We start from the raw sequence: 19795 nt of genomic DNA on the forward strand, positions 1-19795 counted from the left end.
TCAAGGAACTTCTACTAAAAACGTCCACGTCCTGTGGACAACGTAGAAGTCACCACATCCTGTGGAAGCCCGTTGCGGGGAGCTGCGCTGCCTCGATCTTTTCGGTCCTTTTTATCCTCCTTTTTGAACACGCATTAAAAAGGAGTTTTCAAATGTCAAACAAATATCGACATGACGCAAAATCATTCGTATATAAAGTAGAGGAAGAAGCGGAATTATTAGCTTTCCTATTAAAGGTAATGTCCAATCGAAGCAGGAATTCAGTTAAATCAATTCTTGCACGTGGTCAGGTCACTGTGGATGACCATCTTGAAACAAAATATAATTATCCACTATATCCAGGACAAACAGTTAAAATTCTGAAAAACAAAGCCGCAATTAAGGAAAGTGTTTTAATCGGCATGTCTATTCAATATGAAGATGACGATATCATCGTCATTAATAAAGAAGCAGGATTATTATCGATTGCGACTGCAAAGGAAAAGAAATCAACAGCACATCATCAATTGATGGAATATGTGAGAAATGAGGATCCTGAGAATCGAATTTTTGTCGTGCATCGTTTGGACAAGGATACTTCAGGTGTGATGCTATTTGCAAAAAATGAGCAGGCTAAGAAGACATTGCAGAATAATTGGAACACGGTGGTTAAGGAACGTACCTATGTTGCATTAGTTGAAGGAAAAGTCACTGAGGAAAAAGGTTATATGAAGTCATGGTTAAGAGAAAGCAAGACACACTTAGTTTACTCAAGTCATACCCCAAATGACGGGCTGCTTGCCGTTACACGCTATAGCTTAATTCAAGCCAATCAAGACTTTTCATTGCTAGAGCTTCAGCTCGAAACTGGTAGAAAAAACCAAATTCGCGTGCATATGCAGGATTTAGGACACCCAGTTGTTGGCGATAAAAAATATGGTTCAAAGGAAAATCCGATTCGCAGACTTGGACTCCATGCGAAAGTCTTGGCATTTACTCATCCGACGACAGGGAAGGTATTGTCGTTTGAAGCGGATGTGCCTAAGTCGTTTTTTGCTAAGTCGAAATAATTTGGCGAATATGGATAGGGTACTTCAATCAGCATTAGAAATTCCCTCCAATTGCTTAATATAGCAATTGGGGGGAATTTCATCTTCGTGCTGATTGCTTGTGTACACTAGTTCCAGCTCAATCTAAATCGGTGCCTTCTCTACAATTCTTCCTTTTCTTCCTTTTGTCGTTTCGGCAAATGCTAATGAACGAATTACTGCTTCTTCTGTTGCCTCTATCACTGCTTGGAATAACTGATTCATCAATGGGTGATCATCTCTAATAAACTCAATAGATTCAAACGGTTTATTTTCATGATGGTCATATGTATTTGCGGTGGAAAATGCAATAGCAATATCACCACTGCCATTATCGATATTGCTGCCTGTTCGGCCAATGCCTATTGCACAGCGTTTAGCAAGTCTTCTTAGCTGTCGGTCATATAGTGGAGCATCTGTCGCAATAATCATCATGATAGAGCCATCTGGTGTATCGAGTTTTTTTGAATCTAAATTAGCAAATAGTGCATGCTCTCTTTTTCCAAAATTACTTAGAACAAGAGAGCCAACCGTATAATGCTGATTATCAACCTCCACAATTCGAGATGCAGTTCCAATACCACCCTTATGCCCGAAGCAAACCATCCCTTTACCAGCGCCAATCGCACCTTCTTCAACGGGAGATGTTGTTGCGGCGCGAATAGCATCTACCGCATGCTCAGGCTTTACTGCTTGAAGCCGAATCGAATTTAAATAACCATCATTGCATTCACCAACAACAAGATTAATCGTACTCGTCGTGTCACCAATTTCTTCTGTTTGTTCAAGCATGTATTGCAATGTACCCTGCATAACAGCGCCGACACTAAACGTATTGGTCAGCATAATCGGCGATTCAAGCAATCCAAGCTCCTCGAGCTGGACAAGTCCAGCCGTTTTGCCGAATCCATTGATAACCGCACTTCCGGCGTAAACCTTTTTTCGATACAGATTACCTGAATGAGGAAGAATTGCTGTCACCCCAGTACAAATATTATTTTCATCATCGATTCTTTCGTATAAAGTAACATGTCCAACCTTTACACCTTCAACATCAATAATGCAATTTTCTTTTCCCTTTTGTAATCCCATCATTCCATCTCCTATATATAAAGAATTTTTCGAATTAGATAAATAAAGTATAACAACGATTGATTAATATATTCAATAGAATCCACTGCATGAATCGAAATAGCGATGGACAAACTATAATCACGAAGGCTATTGGAGGATTATGTCATGGTAAAAAAAATAATAATAATGATCATTTTTGTGACATGTATTTCATGTATCGGGTTTACTGATTTGTCAAACGCAGATGATACGGTAGGGACTGAAATTGGCAATATCGCCCCTGATTTTGAAATACAATCTTTAGATGGAGAAAGGGTAAAACTTAAGGATCTACGCGGAAAGCGCGTGATGTTGAATTTCTGGGCAACATGGTGTCCGCCTTGTCGAGTGGAAATGCCTGATATGCAGAAGCTTCATGAAAATGAAGATATTATAGTACTCGCCGTTAATCTAACAGATTCGGAAATGAGCCAAAACGATATTACTACATTCGTAAATGAGTTCGGATTAACGTTTCCAGTAGGACTAGATAAATCGGGAGAAATATCAAAACTATATAAAATTAATCCAATCCCAACTACTTTTATGATTGATTCAGATGGAATAATCCGTTTTAAATTGTTCGGAGCGATGAGTTATAACATGATGACTGAAGAGCTTGAAAAGATGGATTAAAACGCTAGAGAGAACTTCTTGGTAGCTTTTTATCTTAGGGGAAATATATGGGGCGCGGTGATCTCATCAAAAGAATTAGCGGGAGGGTAGAAATATCATCACGTAAAAAAATAATATTAGCAGAACCACGGACACCCTTACTAATTTATTCAAAGCATACTTTTTGGATTTTTAGAGTAAATAGTGTTATACTCGTATTGTTCAAAAAATTAAATACGCAATATTCCTTCGGGGTCGGGTGAAATTCCCAATCGGCGGTAATGATACGATATCTAAGTCCGCGACCTGTATGGTTTTCTAACCGTATGGCTGATCTGGTGTAACTCCAGAACCGACAGTTAAAGTCTGGATGAGAGAAGGAATTTTAGGCATGCCATTATTTGATGATGAATTGTATTGCTTATTTGTACCTAATTTTGGTACAAATAAACGATGTGTTTCTATTATTCAATTTATTTAGATTACATGCTTACTAAAATTCTAAATCACTAAGCCCCTGAGAATTCTCAGGGGCTTTTCCTATTTTCAAAATAAACACCCCTAGAAATGAATAGCAGAACAGGAAGGAGGAAGATGATGTTTACTGGAATTGTAGAAGAAAAAGGAACCGTAAAGCGGGTTCACCAAGTATCAATGCAGGCGGTGCAATTAACAATTGATTCAAAGGTAGTAGTTAAAGATGTGGAAATTGGCGATAGTATTGCGGTCAATGGCATCTGCTTAACGGTCACCGATTTTAATGCCAACAGTTTTCAAGTTGATGCGATGCCAGAAACGCTGAAAGCAACAACATTGCATGAATTGAGAACGGGTTCGAGTGTGAACCTGGAACGAGCGATGGCAGCGAATGGCAGGTTTGGCGGCCATTTTGTTTCAGGTCATGTCGATGGCATAGGCGAAATTGTAGCAAAATATAAGAAAGAAAATGCGATTTATTATGAAATAAAGATACAAGAAGAATTGGCGAAGTTTTTGTTGCATAAAGGTTCGATTACAGTTGATGGCATAAGCCTAACTCTATTTGCAGTGAGCAAGGATACATTTACGATATCGCTGATACCTCACACGGCTTCGGAAACGATTTTAGGATCTAAGGGCAAGGGAGATATCGTTAATATTGAATGTGATATGCTCGCGAAATATGTGCAGAACATGCTGCACAATGAGTACACACAACCAAAAGAAGGCATTAATCAAACATTTCTAGTAAATAATGGATTCATGTGAGGAGAGATTATTGTGATTGATACGATTGAAGAGGCACTCATCGATTTAAAAAATGGAAAGCCAATTATTGTCGTTGATGATGAAGATAGAGAAAATGAGGGTGACTTTGTAGCATTGTCTGAAAAAGCTACCTCGGAAATGATAAATTTCATGATTACACATGGAAAAGGGCTCGTCTGTGTTCCAATCGAAGCAGAACATGCAAAAAGCATCGGCCTACCGATGATGGTAGATAAAAGCACAGATCCACTCGGGACTGCTTTTACCGTGTCCATTGATCATAATGATACAACAACAGGTATAAGTGCATTGGAACGATCTAGAACGATTCAAGCGTTAGCAGATCCAGAAGCAAAAATAACAGATTTTAAACAACCTGGGCATATGTTTCCACTGATTGCGAAAGAGGGAGGAGTGTTGACTAGGCCAGGCCATACTGAGGCAGCGGTTGATTTAGCGAAATTATGCAGTGCATTTCCTTCAGGAGTCATTTGTGAAATTATTAATGAGGATGGGACAATGGCTAGATTGCCGGAATTAAAAATGATGGCAAAGGAACTCGATTTAAAAATAATCACAATAGCCGATCTCATAGAGTATCGGCAAAAAATAGAAAACGAGACTGCTTTAAACGCATAAAAAATAGATAATGGAATAGAGGAGAATGGAAAATGGGAAACGTATTTGTAGGTAATGTTGTAGGAACAGATTTAAAGGTTGGTATTGTTGTTGCTCGATTTAATGAATTCATTACAAATAAATTATTGGACGGAGCAATCGATACACTTAAAAGGCATGGTGTAAGTGAAGAAAATATTGATACAGCATGGGTACCAGGTGCATTCGAAATTCCATTAATTGCTAAGAAGATGGCAGCAAATGTGAATTATGATGCAGTTATTACGCTCGGAACAGTCATTCGTGGATCAACACCACATTTTGATTATGTATGTAATGAAGTCGCTAAAGGTGTTGCCAAAGTATCCACAGACACTGGCAAACCAGTCATATTCGGTGTGTTAACAACAGAGACAATTGAACAGGCAATCGAACGCGCAGGAACGAAGGCAGGAAATAAGGGAGCAGATGCTGCTGCATCTGCAATTGAAATGGCAAATTTAGTAAAAGCATTCGAGAATTAATTTAACATCAATGTACGTAAAAAAGGGCCGAATTGGCTCTTTTTTTGATGTACAATGCGTTATGATATAAATAATAGATTACAATAATAACATCAGGTAAGAAATATTAGCTACAGCTTAAGCCTGAGTGGAATTTTAGCTGCGACTAAGCTAAACTGAAAGGTAGAGCGTTTCAAATACGGGGGAGAAAACATGAAACTATTACTTGGACAGCTAGCAATAATTGCACTGGTATGGCTAGGAATGGCATTTTATTTTCCAGATATGAATGAAGGCAGTAAAATAATCTTTTACTTAGTGACATCGTGGATGCTATTCTTAATCGTTGGGGTAGTAAAAACATGGTTACATAACCGCAAAGAACAATCGAAATAGTTGTTTTATGTGTGTCTTGAATAAAGTGTGAGGAAGGAATACGTTATGCTTACAATAGAGAACTTAACTAAATCGTACGGTGATAAAGTATTATTTGATGATATTACATGTACGATTTCTGAATATGAACGAATCGGTGTGATTGGTGTTAATGGGACGGGGAAATCAACCTTTTTGAAAGTAATTGCTGGAATTGAATCAGCTGAAAAAGGTACGATTAAGCATGCAAAGGATTATCGAATTGAATATTTGGCACAGGATCCAGAACTCGATCCTGATTTGACCGTAATTGAACAGATTTATTACGGGGAATCGATAATCATGAAGACATTACGTGCATATGAAGCGGCATTGCTCAAGCTTCAAAAGGATGCTGCGAATGAGAATGCACAGCAGCAATTACTGAAAATGCAGGAACGAATGGATAAGGAAGAAGCATGGGAAGCAAGTACGACAGCAAAAACGGTATTAACAAAATTAGGAATTACCGATTTTGATAAAAAAGTTACTGAGCTTTCTGGTGGGCAGCGGAAGCGAGTGGCGATTGCGAAGGCGCTCATTCAGCCAGCAGATTTATTAATATTAGATGAACCGACGAACCATTTGGATAATGAAACGGTTGAATGGCTGGAGAAATTCCTGCAAACATATAAAGGATCACTATTACTCGTAACCCATGACCGCTACTTCTTAAATCGGGTAACGAATCGTATTTATGAGCTTGATAAAGGGAATCTGTATGTTTATGAGGGGAACTATGAAATATTCCTTGAAAAAAAGGCTGAGCGAGAAGCATTGGAACTGAGCAGTGAACAGAAGCATGAAAATACACTGCGACGTGAGCTTGCATGGCTTAGACGAGGTGCCAAGGCACGGTCGACGAAACAGAAGGCAAGGATTGAGCGTGTAGAAGAAATGAAAGAAAAATCTTTCGACACGAATAAGCAAAATGTAGAATTTCAAGTAGGGTCAACAAGACTAGGAAAAAAAGTAATCGAACTTAAAAATCTTGAAAAGTCTTACGGAGATAAGATTTTGCTTCGCGATTTCAGTCATCTCGTTGTACCAGGAGACCGAATTGGGATTATTGGAGCGAATGGCTCAGGAAAGACCACATTATTAAATATGATGGCCCAGCGGATTTCACCAGATAAAGGTGAAATTGAAATTGGTGAAACGGTGAAGATTGGCTACTACACGCAGGGTGATGAAGAACTAGATGGCAGCCAGCGGATTATCGACTATATAAAAGAAGTTGCTGAAGTCATTTATACAAAGGATGGGCAAACAATCACCGCGGAGCAAATGCTGGAGCGTTTCTTATTTAACAGATCGGAACAATATAATTATATTCGCAAGCTTTCTGGTGGTGAAAGACGTCGCCTCTATTTATTAAAAGTGTTGATGACCGAGCCGAATGTTTTATTCCTCGATGAACCGACAAATGACTTAGATACACAAACATTAAGTGTACTGGAAGAATACCTCGATCATTTTCCGGGTGTTGTAATTACAGTATCCCATGACCGGTATTTCTTAGATCGAGTCGTGGATCATCTATTTGTATTTGTTGGAAACGGTAAGGTTAACCATTACTATGGGAATTATAGTGAGTATTTGGAAGAGAAGCAGCAAAACGAAGCAATACAGGAAAAGCCTGTGAAAGTGCAAGCTCCTCAAAAGAAAACGAGAAAGAAACTTTCTTATAATGACCAGCGAGAATGGGATAAGATTGAGGACGAAATTATGGAGCTGGAAGAAAAGATAGAAGCATTACAAGCAGGTATTGTCGATGCAGGCAGTGATGCAGAAAAGGTGCAAACATTATTTGCCGAACAACAAACAGTCGAAGCGGCACTTGAAGCAAAAATGGAACGCTGGGAAGAACTATCATTGCTGATTGAAGAATTAGAGAAGAATTAAGGATAAAAGAAGGGCAACCCGAATTTATGGGCTGCCCTTTCTTTGTCATCTATTATTCAGCTAAACCTTTAATTGTAAGTGACTCCACAATTGCCGTTCCATTATCTAAAACATTTGCTTCAAGCGTTACTCTGTCTTCAGCTTGCATGAATACAGCAAGTGGTGCCTTCGAAGCATTTATTGTATAAATCGTTTGGTCGTCAGTTAATAAAAATTGTATTAATTGCCCAGTTTCTTGCGTTGTAACAACTACACGATTTACTTCACCATTAATCGTTTCTAATGTGGAAGCTTCGCCTGTTGAGCCTACATTACTAGGGTCTTGAACAAGTGCAAGACGATATGCATCGAGTGCTTGACTTGCAGTATCACCAAAGACAACAAAATCAGAATCGGCTGCTTTGATATAGGCATATTGTTTAAAGAGACCATTAGGATCTAGCACGTTGACTACCCATGTTGGATTTCCGTCGATATTATATAAGATTGGCATGGAACCCTCCCAGTTCTTCTCTGGAAATTCCTTATCAACGATTTCTCTTGCCCCTTTACTATCCATTATTCCATTGTTTTGATCCCCGTTATAGTAAACGAGTTCTCCAGTTCGGGCATTAATTAATGTGTAGCCTAGAGCTGAATCAATATTTTCCTTAGGTGAGGACATATCGGTAAAATAATGCATTTGTCCATCATTATCAAATATTGGTGTTACATTACTTTCAGTTCCGGATTCGTTAGGAATTTTTACATCCTTCTTACCGAAGATGGAATTCAACCAACCGTGAACAAACTTCCCAAAGTACTCATTTTCATCAGATGCCATTTCCGAGCTAATAGACCCATCAACGAATTCAGGTGCTTCTGTCGTATCGTAAAGGGATACATCGCTTGTTACAGGATCGACAACTGCAACATTCAGCTTCGACATATCTGGTTTATTTGTTAAGCCGATTGGTTTATAAAGTGTTTGCACATACCATGGCTTGCCATCTTCATCAACTTCTATTTGTGCTTCACCACTTTGAATATAATTTGGATATGCACTATAAATCACTCGCTTAATATTGTGATTGAAAAAGCTTGAATTGGTATAACGCATCTTGCTTTCAACAAACTGTGGCTGTGCATTTATATCTGTTGCAGAAATTGTGAAGTATCCTTCTGTTTCTTTCCCGCGGAAATAACGCCAGAAATCAGTAAACTCAACAGGTGCAATGAAGACTACATCCTCTCCAATTTTCTGGACCTGAAGCTTTCCTAAATCATAGAATTGCGTGTTTGGTACAACACTCATTGATTTTTGTACTTTATTACGAGCTGACTCCGGCGAAACAACAATCGGTGTCGCGCTTTTATCGAGCGGCTTAGCTTCAGGTACTTCATTCTTTGCGATAGAATCATACGTATCATTTAATGCAAAGATTCCAAGTACGAAAAATGTTGGTATTGCCAAAATTGCCACAATAACAATGACGGCCGTTACCGAGTCAAATTGTCTGCTCTCCTTAGTAAATGGCTGTGTCATTGTAATGCCATATAGAGACAGCATTCCAACAAATCCAATGATAAGGTTAGCAATCGTGATATTTGGTATCGTAACTGCCGGCATTGCAAAGTAAACAATGACTGCCTCTACAATAAATAAGATAATAAATACAATCCCAATGCCTTTTAATGTTGTTGCTCGATCTTTATTTTTAATTACAAAATACAATGCTACAACAAAGAATAAGATAAATGAGAGCAAAGTAGTTGTTAAAATTCCGATCATAAATTCATCTCCAATCTTTTTTACATAGTAGTCTTACGGTTTAATAACAAAAAGGTTTCAAAATCGCAGACACTTCTTGAAATAAAGCTCAAATACGTGATAAAATGATAAAATCAGTGTGTGGTGATATTGGTATTATTTTTTAATAACGCTTGTTGCGAACCCAGTTGTTAGTAAACTGCTGCCGAAATTTGTTAAACCAACAGATGGATTTAATGCTAGAGTATTGTTCAATAAAGCCGACTGATTCTATTAAAAATCAGTCGGCTTTCTAATGACTTTGATTATTTTGGTAGTTATCTATTCTGTTTAACTAAGATGTATGCTTCATTATCTTTTAAACATTTTCTAACTGGTTATCTTTTGTGATATCAAATAGTTTTCCGTGTTTTTCGTAGTTGGTAATATAAGAGATTCGGTTGTCTTTATGAAAATACAACTTTTGGTTTATGTTCCTTAGCTTCTTCCGGTGTCATATCGGCATATGCCATGATGATAATTTTATCATTTACACTGACACAACGAGTAGCAGCGCCATTTAAACAAATCAAGCCACTTCCACGTTCCCCTGCAATGGTATAAGTCTCCAAACGCTGACTATTGTTGATATCTACAATCTGTACTTTTTCATATTCTAAAATACCTGCAGCATTCAGTAAATCTTCATCAATGATAATACTACCCACGTAATCCAGTTCGGCTTGTACAACCGTGGCGCGATGAATTTTACTTTTTAACATCTGTATTCTGGATCTGTTGTTAAACTCCTTTCTAAAATTAGTTTTACGATCAAGTGAAGCCTCATTCAGTGTGGATTTTACTTCTTCCCTAATGGTTAGTTGAACAGAATCAGGAACTTAAGGGCTATAATATCCCTGACGGCTAAAGGTGGGATATTGAATCCCATTAATGCGCGATAAAATTATCAATCAGTCTTGTTTTTCCAATATACACAGCTATTGCAATCAATGTCTGTGGTTTAATTCTCGTGGTTTGTTTCATTGTCAGACCATCAACTGCTTTTACATATTCAATCTTAGCCATTGGTTCTGCTTCAATATTGGCTTTCATGGCAGCAATCAGTTTTTTAGCATCTGTTTCTCCTTCTTTTACTTTGTTTTCTCCCATGAAAATGGTTTTACTTAATATTAGTGCTGCTTTTCTTTCTATAGCAGAAAGGTAAGTATTCCGGGAGCTTTTTGCCAATCCGTCTTCTTCACGGACAATTGGACAACCGATGACTTCAATATTCATATTTAAATCTTTTACCATTTGTTTGATAACAGCCAGTTGTTGTGCATCTTTCTGTCCAAAATAAGCGTGATCAGGTTGGATAATATTAAACATCTTGTTGACAACCGTACAAACGCCGCGAAAATGACCGGGACGATTTAAGCCGCAAAGTTCCTCAGTTAAAACAGACATATCAACATAAGTAAAGAAGTCTTTAGGATACATTTCTTCTGGAGCAGGATGGAATATCAAATCTGCTCCAAGACTTTCACAAACGTTACGATCTTTTTCTAAGTCATTTGGATAGCTGTCATAATCCTCTGTTGGTCCAAACTGCATGGGATTTATGAAAATACTAACAACCACTTTACTATTTTCTTGTCTTGCAGCGGTAATGAGGCTTCCGTGTCCCTCATGCAAATATCCCATCGTTGGTACGAAACCAAGGGTCTGTCCTTCAATTTTCCACTGTTTTACAATGTGTTTTACTTCTTTGATAGTAGATACAATCTGCATTTTTTAATTAGCTCCTTTAATCTTTCTCACTTTAGTACAATTTATCAATGATATCATCTGAAATGGTATAGGTATGCTCCTTAGCAGGAAACGAACCTTCTTTTACTTCAGTAATATAATCCTGAAATGCTTGTTTCATGATGTCACCTACATTTGCAAATTGTTTTACAAACTTTGGTGTAAAATCAGAGTAGATTGCCAACATATCTTGATATACTAACACTTGACCGTCACAACCCGCACCAGCGCCAATTCCGATTGTCGGAATGTTTATTTCTTTGGAAACTAGTTCTGCTAGTTTTGCAGGCACACCTTCTAAAACAACTATAAATGCTCCTGCTGCCTCTACTGCCTTGGCATCCACCATTAACTGTCGCGCAGCTTCTTCGGTTTTTCCTTGCACCTTAAATCCGCCAAAAGCATTTACAGACTGTGGTGTTAGACCGATATGTGCACAAACTGGAATAGATGCTTCTACAATGGCTTTGATCTGTGGACAAACTTTTGCACCGCCCTCTAATTTCACCCCATTTGCTCGTCCTTCTTTAATTAATCTTCCAGCATTTAATACAGCGTCATAGATGGAGGTTTGATAGGACATAAATGGTAAATCAGCTAGAACAAAAGCCTTGCTTGCTCCTCTGCTAACAGCTTTTGTGTGATGAATCATGTCATCCATCGTCACTGGTAATGTATCTTCATATCCAAGGATGACCTGTCCAAGTGAATCCCCGATTAATAGCATATTAATTTCAGCTTCATCCATTAACTTTGCCATCGAATAATCATAGCAAGTGAGCATCGTAATTTTATCGCCTTCGTTTTTTTGTTTCTGTAATGATGTCACGGTGTTTTTCATTCTTTTATAACCCCCTTGATTTCTTCATAGTTCCTGTCTTTATGTTTCGCTTCTGCTACTTTTATAACCTGTCTGGATAGAACTTTATAAACTTCCCTTTCCGGCGGGTTTAATACCCGCAAATGATTTAAAATTGTCAAATGATCATTTCGCTCAATTGGTCCTGTAAGCGCATCCTTTAGTCCATATGAAAGTATATTTTCTGTATTTCCTTGAATTAGCGGTGTCAGTGCCTTATGGGCTTGGTCTCGTGTAAAGCCACAATCAATCAGCATTTTCTCACCAAGAGAAATGAGCCCTACATACAGATTACTGACCATAGTTGCGGATGCATGGTACTGGACTTTTTCCTCTGCTTGAATAACTACTACCTGATTTCCAACACTTTCAAATAGACGAGACAGTTGGTATAGATATTTCTCATGCCCTTCCATTGTAAAAAAGGATTTTGCTAGCTTCTTGTATGAATTATATTTATCATTAATTGCAAAGAGAGGATGGATCGAATAACCGTATGCATCGTAACGGCTGATATCTGAAAACACTGTCGAACTTAAAGAGCCACTGAAATGGCTAATTATCTTATTTTCAATTGGAAGCACTTTCAATTTTTCCCATACCTCTTTTATAATCCCGTCTGGCACTGTTAAAAATATTGCATCACTATCTTCCACTAGATATCTGACTTTTTCATATGTTCTTGTGTTCGTAAATTCCGCAGCTTCTATCGATGACTTTAAAGTTTTGCTGTAATACCCTGTTACACTCACCTTGTGCTCGGTTAAATACTTTCCAAGGGATACCCCTACTTTTCCTGCCCCAATAAAGCCAATCTTCATATACATCCTCCAATAGTATAAATATGCCTTTAAGCGCTTCAAAATAGTCTTTCCTTGCTAGGACCCGTTATCAATAATACTTTATAACAGAAAGATGAAAAATGAAACTTTTTTCATTCGATATTCGGTATAGAAATAAGGTTATTCATGAATAGGAAAAAGAAGGATGGGCGTTAGGACAAATTTTACACAAGAATACATAAATAAATAAATAATTTCCTTAATCCAACACTTTAGTGCAGAAATTTAAAGACTTCGAGAATAAGATATCTCGAAGCCTTTAAACTGTTAAAATACTTGTACTATCCTCTGTGATTTAGTATTTCACCTCACATTTTGTTCCGGATCAATTATAAAATTCCAATCGATCCTAAGAATACGAAAATAATCGTAATTGGAACAATCCAGCGCATTAATTGAAACCATACTTGATACATGCCGTTTGACAAGTTGTTCCCATATGAGAATTCTTGCCTAACAAGGGTCCTGTCCATTTTAAAGCCAATAAACAGGGCGATAAATAAACAACCACCGGGAAGCATGATATTACTTACCAAATAATCAGTTGCATCAAAGACCGTTAATCCGAAAATTTTAAAATCAGCGAGGACATTTGATGATAATGCAGCTGGAATACCAGCGAGAAAGACGAGGATTCCAGCGATACTCGCAACTTTTTTACGTGAACGATTTTTATTTTCTGTAAACGCTGCTGTAATGATTTCCAACATGCTAAATGAAGATGTTAGAACAGCGAATAAAAATAGCAAGAGAAATAGACTAAGAAATACTTCTCCAAAAGGCATTTGTGCAAAGGCCTCTGGAAGGACGATAAATAATAGTCCAGGACCCTCCGTTGGCTCCAATCCGAACGCAAACACGACTGGGAAAATCGCCAATCCAGCTAGTAGAGAAACAAAAATATTCATAACAGATACTGAACCAGCAGATAGTGGCAGACTTACATCCTTCTTTAAATATGAGCTATAGGTAACCATAACGGAAATACCAACAGCAAGAGCGAAGAAGGAATGACCAAGTGCATACAAGACATTTTCAGCATTAAGCTTGGAGAAGTCAGGATGAAGGAAGAAGCGAATTCCCTCAAGTGCACCCTCAAACGTTACCGAACGAATGACTAAGATAATGAAAAAGATAAAGAGTAATGGCATTAAGATTTTACTCGACTTTTCAATTCCGTCTTGAATCCCAAACGAAACGACAATAATATTGATTAGTAAAAATAGTGCAAGTCCTAGAATTGTGATGAAAGGACTTCCTGTTATCGTTGCAAACAGCTCTGGATAGTTAGCAGCATCCTTAATAACTAATCCAGGGATAGATAGTGCGCTATAAACAAGTACCCAGCCTCCAACGACACTATAAAACGACATAAGTAAGAATGCACCAACAACGCCCCACTTACCAATAAAGGTCCAAAGTGAATTTGGCGCAAGTTTTTTATATGCACTGACAGCTTCCTTCTCAGCTCCTCTGCCAATAATGAATTCTGCAATTAATATCGGTAAACCAATTATGATGGTAAAGGCGATAAATAATAAGAAAAAGGCTCCTCCACCATTCATCCCCGTCATATATGGAAACTTCCATATCGCACCAAGGCCAATCGCAGCTCCAGAAGATGACAAAATAAAGCCGATTTTCGATGACCATTGTTCTTTTTCCTTTTGCATGCTTTCCCTACTTTCGAGTTGATTCTATGTTGAAAAATATCTTTTCATTATAACATTTCTCCCTAACATTTGATATTGTCCTTAATAAAATTAAGCATATTATGTATTTTTTTGTCGTCATATATCGAATCATATAATAAATGTCGATTTTTGCTCCAGCATTGTATTTCCCGAGCGGCTTGATTGGCCAGACCTAAAGCTTGATAACCCTCACATATAAGCAGGAGGCTCACTATTGCACGTATAAAAGAGGCCTGTTAAAAATAGAATAAAGTACAATAACAGAAAAGGGGGATTTTGTTCATGATATAGAGCTAAGCAGACATCGGACCATGTATACCTGAAAGTAAAATATGGCTCGATAAAAATGGGGGATAGCGATGGAAGGGACAATTTGGTCTTTAGTGCCACCGTTATTAACAATCGTGATGGTTTTACTAACGAAAAGGGTTTTGATTTCACTAGGTGTAGGTATTATTGCCGCTGCGCTTTTTGTGGATAGTTTTAATATACCAGGTGCATTAAAGCTTATATGGGATGCATTTAGTGGTGTGTTTTATGCTGACGGAGCTGTAAATACTTGGAATGTGTATATTTTACTATTTGTATTAATGCTAGGGATAATAACTGCTTTCATGAGTATGATGGGTGGGACAAAGGCATTTGCAGAATGGATGATTCGCCGGGTAAAAACACGTTCAGGTGCACAGATTATGACATTAATCCTTGGAATTATAGTATTCGTTGACGACTATTTCAATAGTTTAGCAGTTGGGCAAATCGCGAAACCAGTGACAGATAAGCATCGGGTCTCAAGAGCAAAGCTCGCATATATTGTTGACTCTACCGCAGCTCCAGTGTGTGTTGTTGCGCCAATATCTAGTTGGGGAGCATATATTGTCGGCATCATTGGGACAATTTTTGTAACACAAAACATTACAGAATATACGGCACTTGGAGCATTTATTCAAATGATTCCAATGAATTTCTATGTTTGGGCAGCGCTTGGGATGGTAGTTATTATTGCCCTTAGTCGAGCAGATTTTGGACCAATGAAAATTCATGAGGAGCATGCAATGAAAACAGGAGAGGTCTCTCGTGCGGAAATGAAGGAAACGAAGGGAGGGGTCAACACATTACCTGCTAGTGATTCCGGTAGAATAAGTGATTTACTAATTCCTATTGCAACACTCTTTGTTGCTACAATTAGTGCCATTTATTTTAGTGGACTTAGTCTAGTTGAAGGCAAGAGAACGATGATGAATATCTTCGGAAGTGCGGATGTATCAGTTGCATTACTATGGGGTGGAATAATTGGCATCGTGGTAACCTTTCTATTATTTATTCGTCATTATCAAGGGAAAAACCTATCGGCTAAACATTTTATTTTAGGAATAATAAAAGGAACAAAATCGATGTTACCTGGATTCACGATTCTTATTTTTGCCTGGGTTATTGCAACCTTGATCGATTTACTCGGAACAGGAACATATCTTGCCGGGCTAGTGCAATCTTCCAATCTTAGTTTGATGATTTTACCATTAATTGTTTTCATCATTGCGGGGTTCATTGCTTTTGCAACTGGTACCTCTTGGGGGTCGTTCGGAATTCTCTTGCCAATTGCTGGTGAAATTGCCGTAGCAACTGATGTGACCTTGCTTTTACCGATGATGGCAGCAGTGCTAGCTGGAGCGGTGTTTGGTGACCATTGTTCACCAATATCGGATACTACGATTCTCTCATCGACGGGTTCTAGCTGTAACCATATTGATCATGTAACAACCCAATTACCATATGCTTTTGTTGCTGCTGGAATTGCCGGTATTGGCTATTTAACGCTAGGCATTACTGGTAGTGTTTGGTTAGGATTAGTAACCGTCGTTCTCGCTCTAATTATTTTATACGGCTTGCTAAGGAAGGCCAATAGGGAAGAGGTGGCTTTAGACAAGTAATTATCTTTACGTAATATTTTTGATATTTTAAAACAATTGTAAAAATTTGGACATTAATTTATAATGATAGTGATGATATTCCTCACGCTGATTCCGGGAGAGAGATGGGCTGTTTATATAAAAAATATACAGTCGGTTCTTAATTGATAAGAAAAAAGTAAGCGATACCAAATCATGAATTTAAAAGTCCGTTTCTCTCATTTCTAAGTGCAGGAATGTATTGGTCCAATGATTTTACATATTGGCAAACTGGACGATTCGATAATAATCAACTTGTAATTGGGAGGGGTTTTTTTGGCAGTTCAATTAGAAACAGAAAAATTAGCTAACTTTATTAACGGAGAATGGGTGGAAGGTAGTGTTTTTTCTTCTGTTGTAAACCCTGCGACAGGAGAAGCGATTGTTCAAGTTCCCTTATCTAGTGAACGTAATGTTGATGAGGCTGTTGCTGCAGCCAAAAAAGCACAGAAGGAATGGGCACTAGTTCCGGCGCCACAGCGGGCAGAAGTATTGTATCGCGTCGGATACCTTTTGAAGGAAAGAAAGGAAAGGCTTTCACAGTTTTTGACACAGGAGAATGGCAAGGTGATTGAAGAGGCACGTGGAGAAGTGCAAGAAGGAATTGATATGGCATTTTATATGGCTGGAGAGGGCAGGCGTTTATTTGGGCAAACGACACCTGCAGAATTAAAAGATAAATTTGCAATGAGCCAGCGTGCACCCGTTGGCGTTGTTGGGATAATTACCCCATGGAATTTTCCGATAGCAATTGCAACCTGGAAATCATTTCCGGCCATTGTTGCTGGAAATGCAGTCGTGTGGAAACCAGCAACGGAAACACCAATCATGGCATATGAATTGGCAAAAATCTTTGAAGAAGCAGGTCTGCCAAAGGGTGTCATCAATGTCGTATATGGCTCTGGTCGAACAGCAGGCAATGCAATGGTGGAGCATCCAGATATTCGGGTCATTTCTTTTACTGGATCAAATGATGTTGGAAGGAATATTGCTGCTGCATGTGGCAGGCAGTTGAAGAAGGTGTCCCTTGAAATGGGTGGAAAAAATGCTGTCATCGTTATGGATGATGCGGATTTGGATTTAGCGGTAGAGGGGATTTTATGGAGTGCATTCGGAACGAGTGGACAGCGTTGTACTGCATGCAGTCGTGTAATTGTCCATGAAAAGGTGAAAGGTGCATTGGAAGAGCACCTTCGTAGTGCTATGGAAAAGCTGACAATTGGTAATGGTTTGGATGAGTCGATCAGGGTTGGTCCGATAATTAACCAAGCGGGATTGGAAAAAATCAAAAGCTATATTGAGATTGGCAAAAACGAAGGTGCGAAACTACTAGAGGGTGGCTATGAACTGACAGGTGCCGGGCTTAAGAAGGGAAATTACTTTTCACCAACATTGTTTACTGATGTAAATTCAGAGATGCGAATTGCACAGGAGGAAATCTTCGGTCCAGTAGTTTCCTTAATCCCTGTAAAAAGCTTTGAAGAAGCAATCGAAGTGAATAATAGTGTGGAATATGGTCTCTCAAGCTCGATATATACGAATGATATTAACCGTGTGTTTAAAGCACAGCGTGATCTCGATACGGGAATTGTCTATGTAAATGCGGGAACAACAGGTGCGGAGATTCATCTGCCATTTGGCGGGACAAAAGGTACGGGAAATGGACATCGTGATTCTGGTATCCAAGCACTCGATGTGTTTACGGAATGGAAAGCAGTTTACGTGGATTACAGTGGTAAGCTGCAACGTGCACAAATAGATGTAGAGTAAAGTTACTGGGGGGATTTGATGAAGGTAGGGGTGCTCGGTTCTGGTTTAATGGGAAAAGAAGCAGCACGTGATTTGGTCGGGAGTGCTGGTATTACGAAAGTTGGAATAGCGGATATTGATTTTGAACGTGCGCAAAAGGTTTGCGAGCATTTGAAATCACCGAAGCTAACAGCATATCAAGTGAATGCAAAAGATGAGCAGGAGCTGGCGCAATATATTCAGAAATTCGATGTAATCATCAATGCACTGTTTTATTCATTCAATGAAATTGTAGCAAAAACAGCAATAAAAGCAGGAGTTAATTCCGTTGATTTAGGCGGTCATATTGGCCATATGACCGACAGGGTGCTTGCATTAGGGAAGGAAGCAGAGAAAGCAGGGGTCACACTAATTCCCGACCTTGGTGTTGCGCCAGGCATGATTAATATTCTCGCTGGCTATGGTGCCAGTAAATTGGATAAAGTGGATTCGGTAAAATTATATGTAGGCGGGATTCCATTGAAACCTCAGCCGCCATTAGAATATTATCACGTATTTTCAATGGAGGGTGTATTCGATCATTATACAGATCCTTCCTTAATTATTCGAAATGGAATGAAACAGGAAGTTCCGTCATTATCCGAAGTAGAACCCATTTATTTTGAAAGATTTGGACCATTGGAGGCCTTTCATACTTCAGGTGGAACCTCAACATTGTCCTTAACGTATCCCAATCTGCAAACATTAGAGTATAAAACAATCCGATATCCAGGCCATGCAGAAAAATTCAAATTACTCGTTGATTTGAATTTAACGAAGGCGGGCTATGAGGTAGAAGTATATGGGAAACGGATTAGCCCACGCGACGTATTTCTAAAAGTATTGGACCCAATTGTAGAGCTTGGAGATAAAGATGATGTTGTATTATTGCGGGTAATCGTATCCGGTGAGAAACAAGGAGAACATCGAACCTATGAATATGAAATGACAACACATAAAGATAGAAAGACGAATGTAACAGCAATGGCAAGAGCAACTGCAAATACAATATCCGTCGTTGCTCAGATGATTGGCAGTGGTACGATTCCAGACAAAGGAGTCCATCCTCCAGAGAAAGTAGTGCCGGGTGATGTCTATATCAATGAAATGGCTAAACGCGGTGTTATTATTAAGGAAAATGAACAGAATTAAATTATTTCCTTATGTTCATTGTTTTCTAGAGGGTAGAGTCTATCAATTGTTATCATTCATAACTTAAAAAGATATATAAAAGGATTTGAATAAAATGAATACAATATTTATCGCAGGCCACGCACGCCTTCCAGCCGGAATGGCAGCAAAAAGTATATATGAAACATTAACAATCACAGCAGAAATTGATAAAAAATACGGCGTAATCATTGCAGCAAGCTGTACATTAGCAACCGAGCATGGAAGGGAATTTGTGGAGCGATTGCTTAGAGGATACAGTTTGCGAGATGGGATAGAAGACCCAGTAAACCTCGTAAAGGAGCATTATTTAGGAAAAGCAGGAAATGCACTAGCATCTGCATTAAAGGATCTGTATAAACAATACGAGGGCATATCACAAAAAGAATAAGCGCCGCTTTAATCAATTAGATCGGCGAGTTTGCATGATAAATCGGCGTGTTTCCATCAATATCAGGGTAAATTATAATAT

At 38.5% G+C, this 19795-nt stretch carries 17 protein-coding genes, 1 pseudogene and 1 riboswitch; of the genes and pseudogenes, 11 read left to right on the forward strand and 7 right to left on the reverse strand.

The window, feature by feature from the left end; translation table 11 throughout:
- The first annotated feature begins 152 nt into the window (after nucleotides 1-152).
- Entirely contained in the window at nucleotides 153-1049 is an 897-nt protein-coding gene (locus tag CUC15_RS05205) for an RluA family pseudouridine synthase (protein WP_114915653.1), read from the forward strand.
- A 123-nt stretch (nucleotides 1050-1172) separates the two neighbouring features.
- On the opposite strand, the gene CUC15_RS05210 is transcribed toward CUC15_RS05205, so the two are convergent.
- A complete protein-coding gene (locus tag CUC15_RS05210; protein ID WP_114915654.1) occupies nucleotides 1173-2159 on the reverse strand; it encodes a DmpA family aminopeptidase in 987 nt (328 codons plus the stop codon).
- A 147-nt stretch (nucleotides 2160-2306) separates the two neighbouring features.
- Here CUC15_RS05210 and CUC15_RS05215 point away from each other — a divergent pair, with 147 nt between their 5' ends.
- The 6 genes and pseudogenes from CUC15_RS05215 (at nucleotide 2307) to CUC15_RS05240 (ending at nucleotide 7483) form a co-directional block, all read left to right on the forward strand.
- Nucleotides 2307-2816, forward strand: a complete 510-nt coding sequence (locus CUC15_RS05215) for a redoxin domain-containing protein (protein WP_114915655.1) — start codon at nucleotides 2307-2309, stop codon at nucleotides 2814-2816.
- A gap of 220 nt (nucleotides 2817-3036) precedes the next feature.
- Nucleotides 3037-3181: riboswitch (FMN riboswitch) on the forward strand.
- Between the two features lie 211 nt (nucleotides 3182-3392).
- Complete coding sequence (ribE, locus tag CUC15_RS05220) at nucleotides 3393-4043, forward strand: riboflavin synthase (RefSeq protein ID WP_114915656.1); 651 nt, start codon at nucleotides 3393-3395, stop codon at nucleotides 4041-4043.
- A 12-nt stretch (nucleotides 4044-4055) separates the two neighbouring features.
- Nucleotides 4056-4658 (forward strand): annotated as a pseudogene (gene ribB / locus CUC15_RS05225) (3,4-dihydroxy-2-butanone-4-phosphate synthase); the annotation flags it as partial.
- Nucleotides 4659-4714: 56 nt separating this feature from the next.
- Nucleotides 4715-5185, forward strand: a complete 471-nt coding sequence (gene ribH / locus CUC15_RS05230; RefSeq protein ID WP_114915658.1) for a 6,7-dimethyl-8-ribityllumazine synthase — start codon at nucleotides 4715-4717, stop codon at nucleotides 5183-5185.
- 192 nt (nucleotides 5186-5377) lie between these two features.
- Nucleotides 5378-5560, forward strand: coding sequence for a hypothetical protein (locus tag CUC15_RS05235; RefSeq protein ID WP_114915659.1), 183 nt, complete (start codon nucleotides 5378-5380; stop codon nucleotides 5558-5560).
- A gap of 45 nt (nucleotides 5561-5605) precedes the next feature.
- Nucleotides 5606-7483: an ABC transporter ATP-binding protein gene (locus CUC15_RS05240; protein ID WP_114915660.1), complete on the forward strand. Its 1878-nt coding sequence runs from the start codon at nucleotides 5606-5608 to the stop codon at nucleotides 7481-7483.
- Nucleotides 7484-7535: 52 nt separating this feature from the next.
- Here the strand turns inward: CUC15_RS05240 and CUC15_RS05245 are convergent, their stop codons facing one another.
- The 6 genes from CUC15_RS05245 to CUC15_RS05270 all read right to left on the reverse strand — a co-directional run bounded on the left by CUC15_RS05245 (nucleotide 7536) and on the right by CUC15_RS05270 (nucleotide 14395).
- On the reverse strand, nucleotides 7536-9254 hold the full coding sequence (locus tag CUC15_RS05245; protein WP_114915661.1) for a DNA-binding protein: 1719 nt from the start codon (nucleotides 9252-9254) through the stop codon (nucleotides 7536-7538).
- Between the two features lie 425 nt (nucleotides 9255-9679).
- On the reverse strand, nucleotides 9680-9994 hold the full coding sequence (gene panD, locus CUC15_RS05250) for an aspartate 1-decarboxylase (protein WP_162800270.1): 315 nt from the start codon (nucleotides 9992-9994) through the stop codon (nucleotides 9680-9682).
- 166 nt (nucleotides 9995-10160) lie between these two features.
- Nucleotides 10161-11003 (reverse strand): pantoate--beta-alanine ligase, encoded by an 843-nt coding sequence (panC, locus tag CUC15_RS05255; RefSeq protein WP_114915662.1) that lies wholly within the window; start codon nucleotides 11001-11003, stop codon nucleotides 10161-10163.
- Between the two features lie 31 nt (nucleotides 11004-11034).
- Nucleotides 11035-11862, reverse strand: a complete 828-nt coding sequence (gene panB / locus CUC15_RS05260) for a 3-methyl-2-oxobutanoate hydroxymethyltransferase (RefSeq protein ID WP_114915663.1) — start codon at nucleotides 11860-11862, stop codon at nucleotides 11035-11037.
- Nucleotides 11859-12701 (reverse strand): Rossmann-like and DUF2520 domain-containing protein, encoded by an 843-nt coding sequence (locus CUC15_RS05265; RefSeq protein WP_114915664.1) that lies wholly within the window; start codon nucleotides 12699-12701, stop codon nucleotides 11859-11861. The genes panB and CUC15_RS05265 overlap by 4 nt, the downstream gene beginning before the upstream one ends.
- Before the next feature lie 350 nt (nucleotides 12702-13051).
- Nucleotides 13052-14395: a sodium-dependent transporter gene (locus tag CUC15_RS05270; protein WP_114915665.1), complete on the reverse strand. Its 1344-nt coding sequence runs from the start codon at nucleotides 14393-14395 to the stop codon at nucleotides 13052-13054.
- Nucleotides 14396-14775: 380 nt separating this feature from the next.
- Between CUC15_RS05270 and CUC15_RS05275 the strand changes: the two genes are divergently transcribed.
- From CUC15_RS05275 to CUC15_RS05290, 4 genes are all read left to right on the forward strand, one after another.
- Nucleotides 14776-16347, forward strand: a complete 1572-nt coding sequence (locus tag CUC15_RS05275; RefSeq protein ID WP_114915666.1) for a Na+/H+ antiporter NhaC family protein — start codon at nucleotides 14776-14778, stop codon at nucleotides 16345-16347.
- A 294-nt stretch (nucleotides 16348-16641) separates the two neighbouring features.
- Nucleotides 16642-18135, forward strand: coding sequence for an aldehyde dehydrogenase family protein (locus CUC15_RS05280; RefSeq protein WP_114915667.1), 1494 nt, complete (start codon nucleotides 16642-16644; stop codon nucleotides 18133-18135).
- 18 nt (nucleotides 18136-18153) lie between these two features.
- A complete protein-coding gene (locus tag CUC15_RS05285) occupies nucleotides 18154-19305 on the forward strand; it encodes a saccharopine dehydrogenase family protein (protein WP_114915668.1) in 1152 nt (383 codons plus the stop codon).
- Between the two features lie 94 nt (nucleotides 19306-19399).
- Nucleotides 19400-19714 (forward strand): DUF3870 domain-containing protein, encoded by a 315-nt coding sequence (locus CUC15_RS05290; RefSeq protein ID WP_114915669.1) that lies wholly within the window; start codon nucleotides 19400-19402, stop codon nucleotides 19712-19714.
- Nucleotides 19715-19795 lie beyond the last annotated feature (81 nt).

It is taken from the genome of Oceanobacillus zhaokaii (genome assembly GCF_003352005.1).
Taxonomy (GTDB): domain Bacteria; phylum Bacillota; class Bacilli; order Bacillales; family Amphibacillaceae; genus Oceanobacillus; species Oceanobacillus zhaokaii.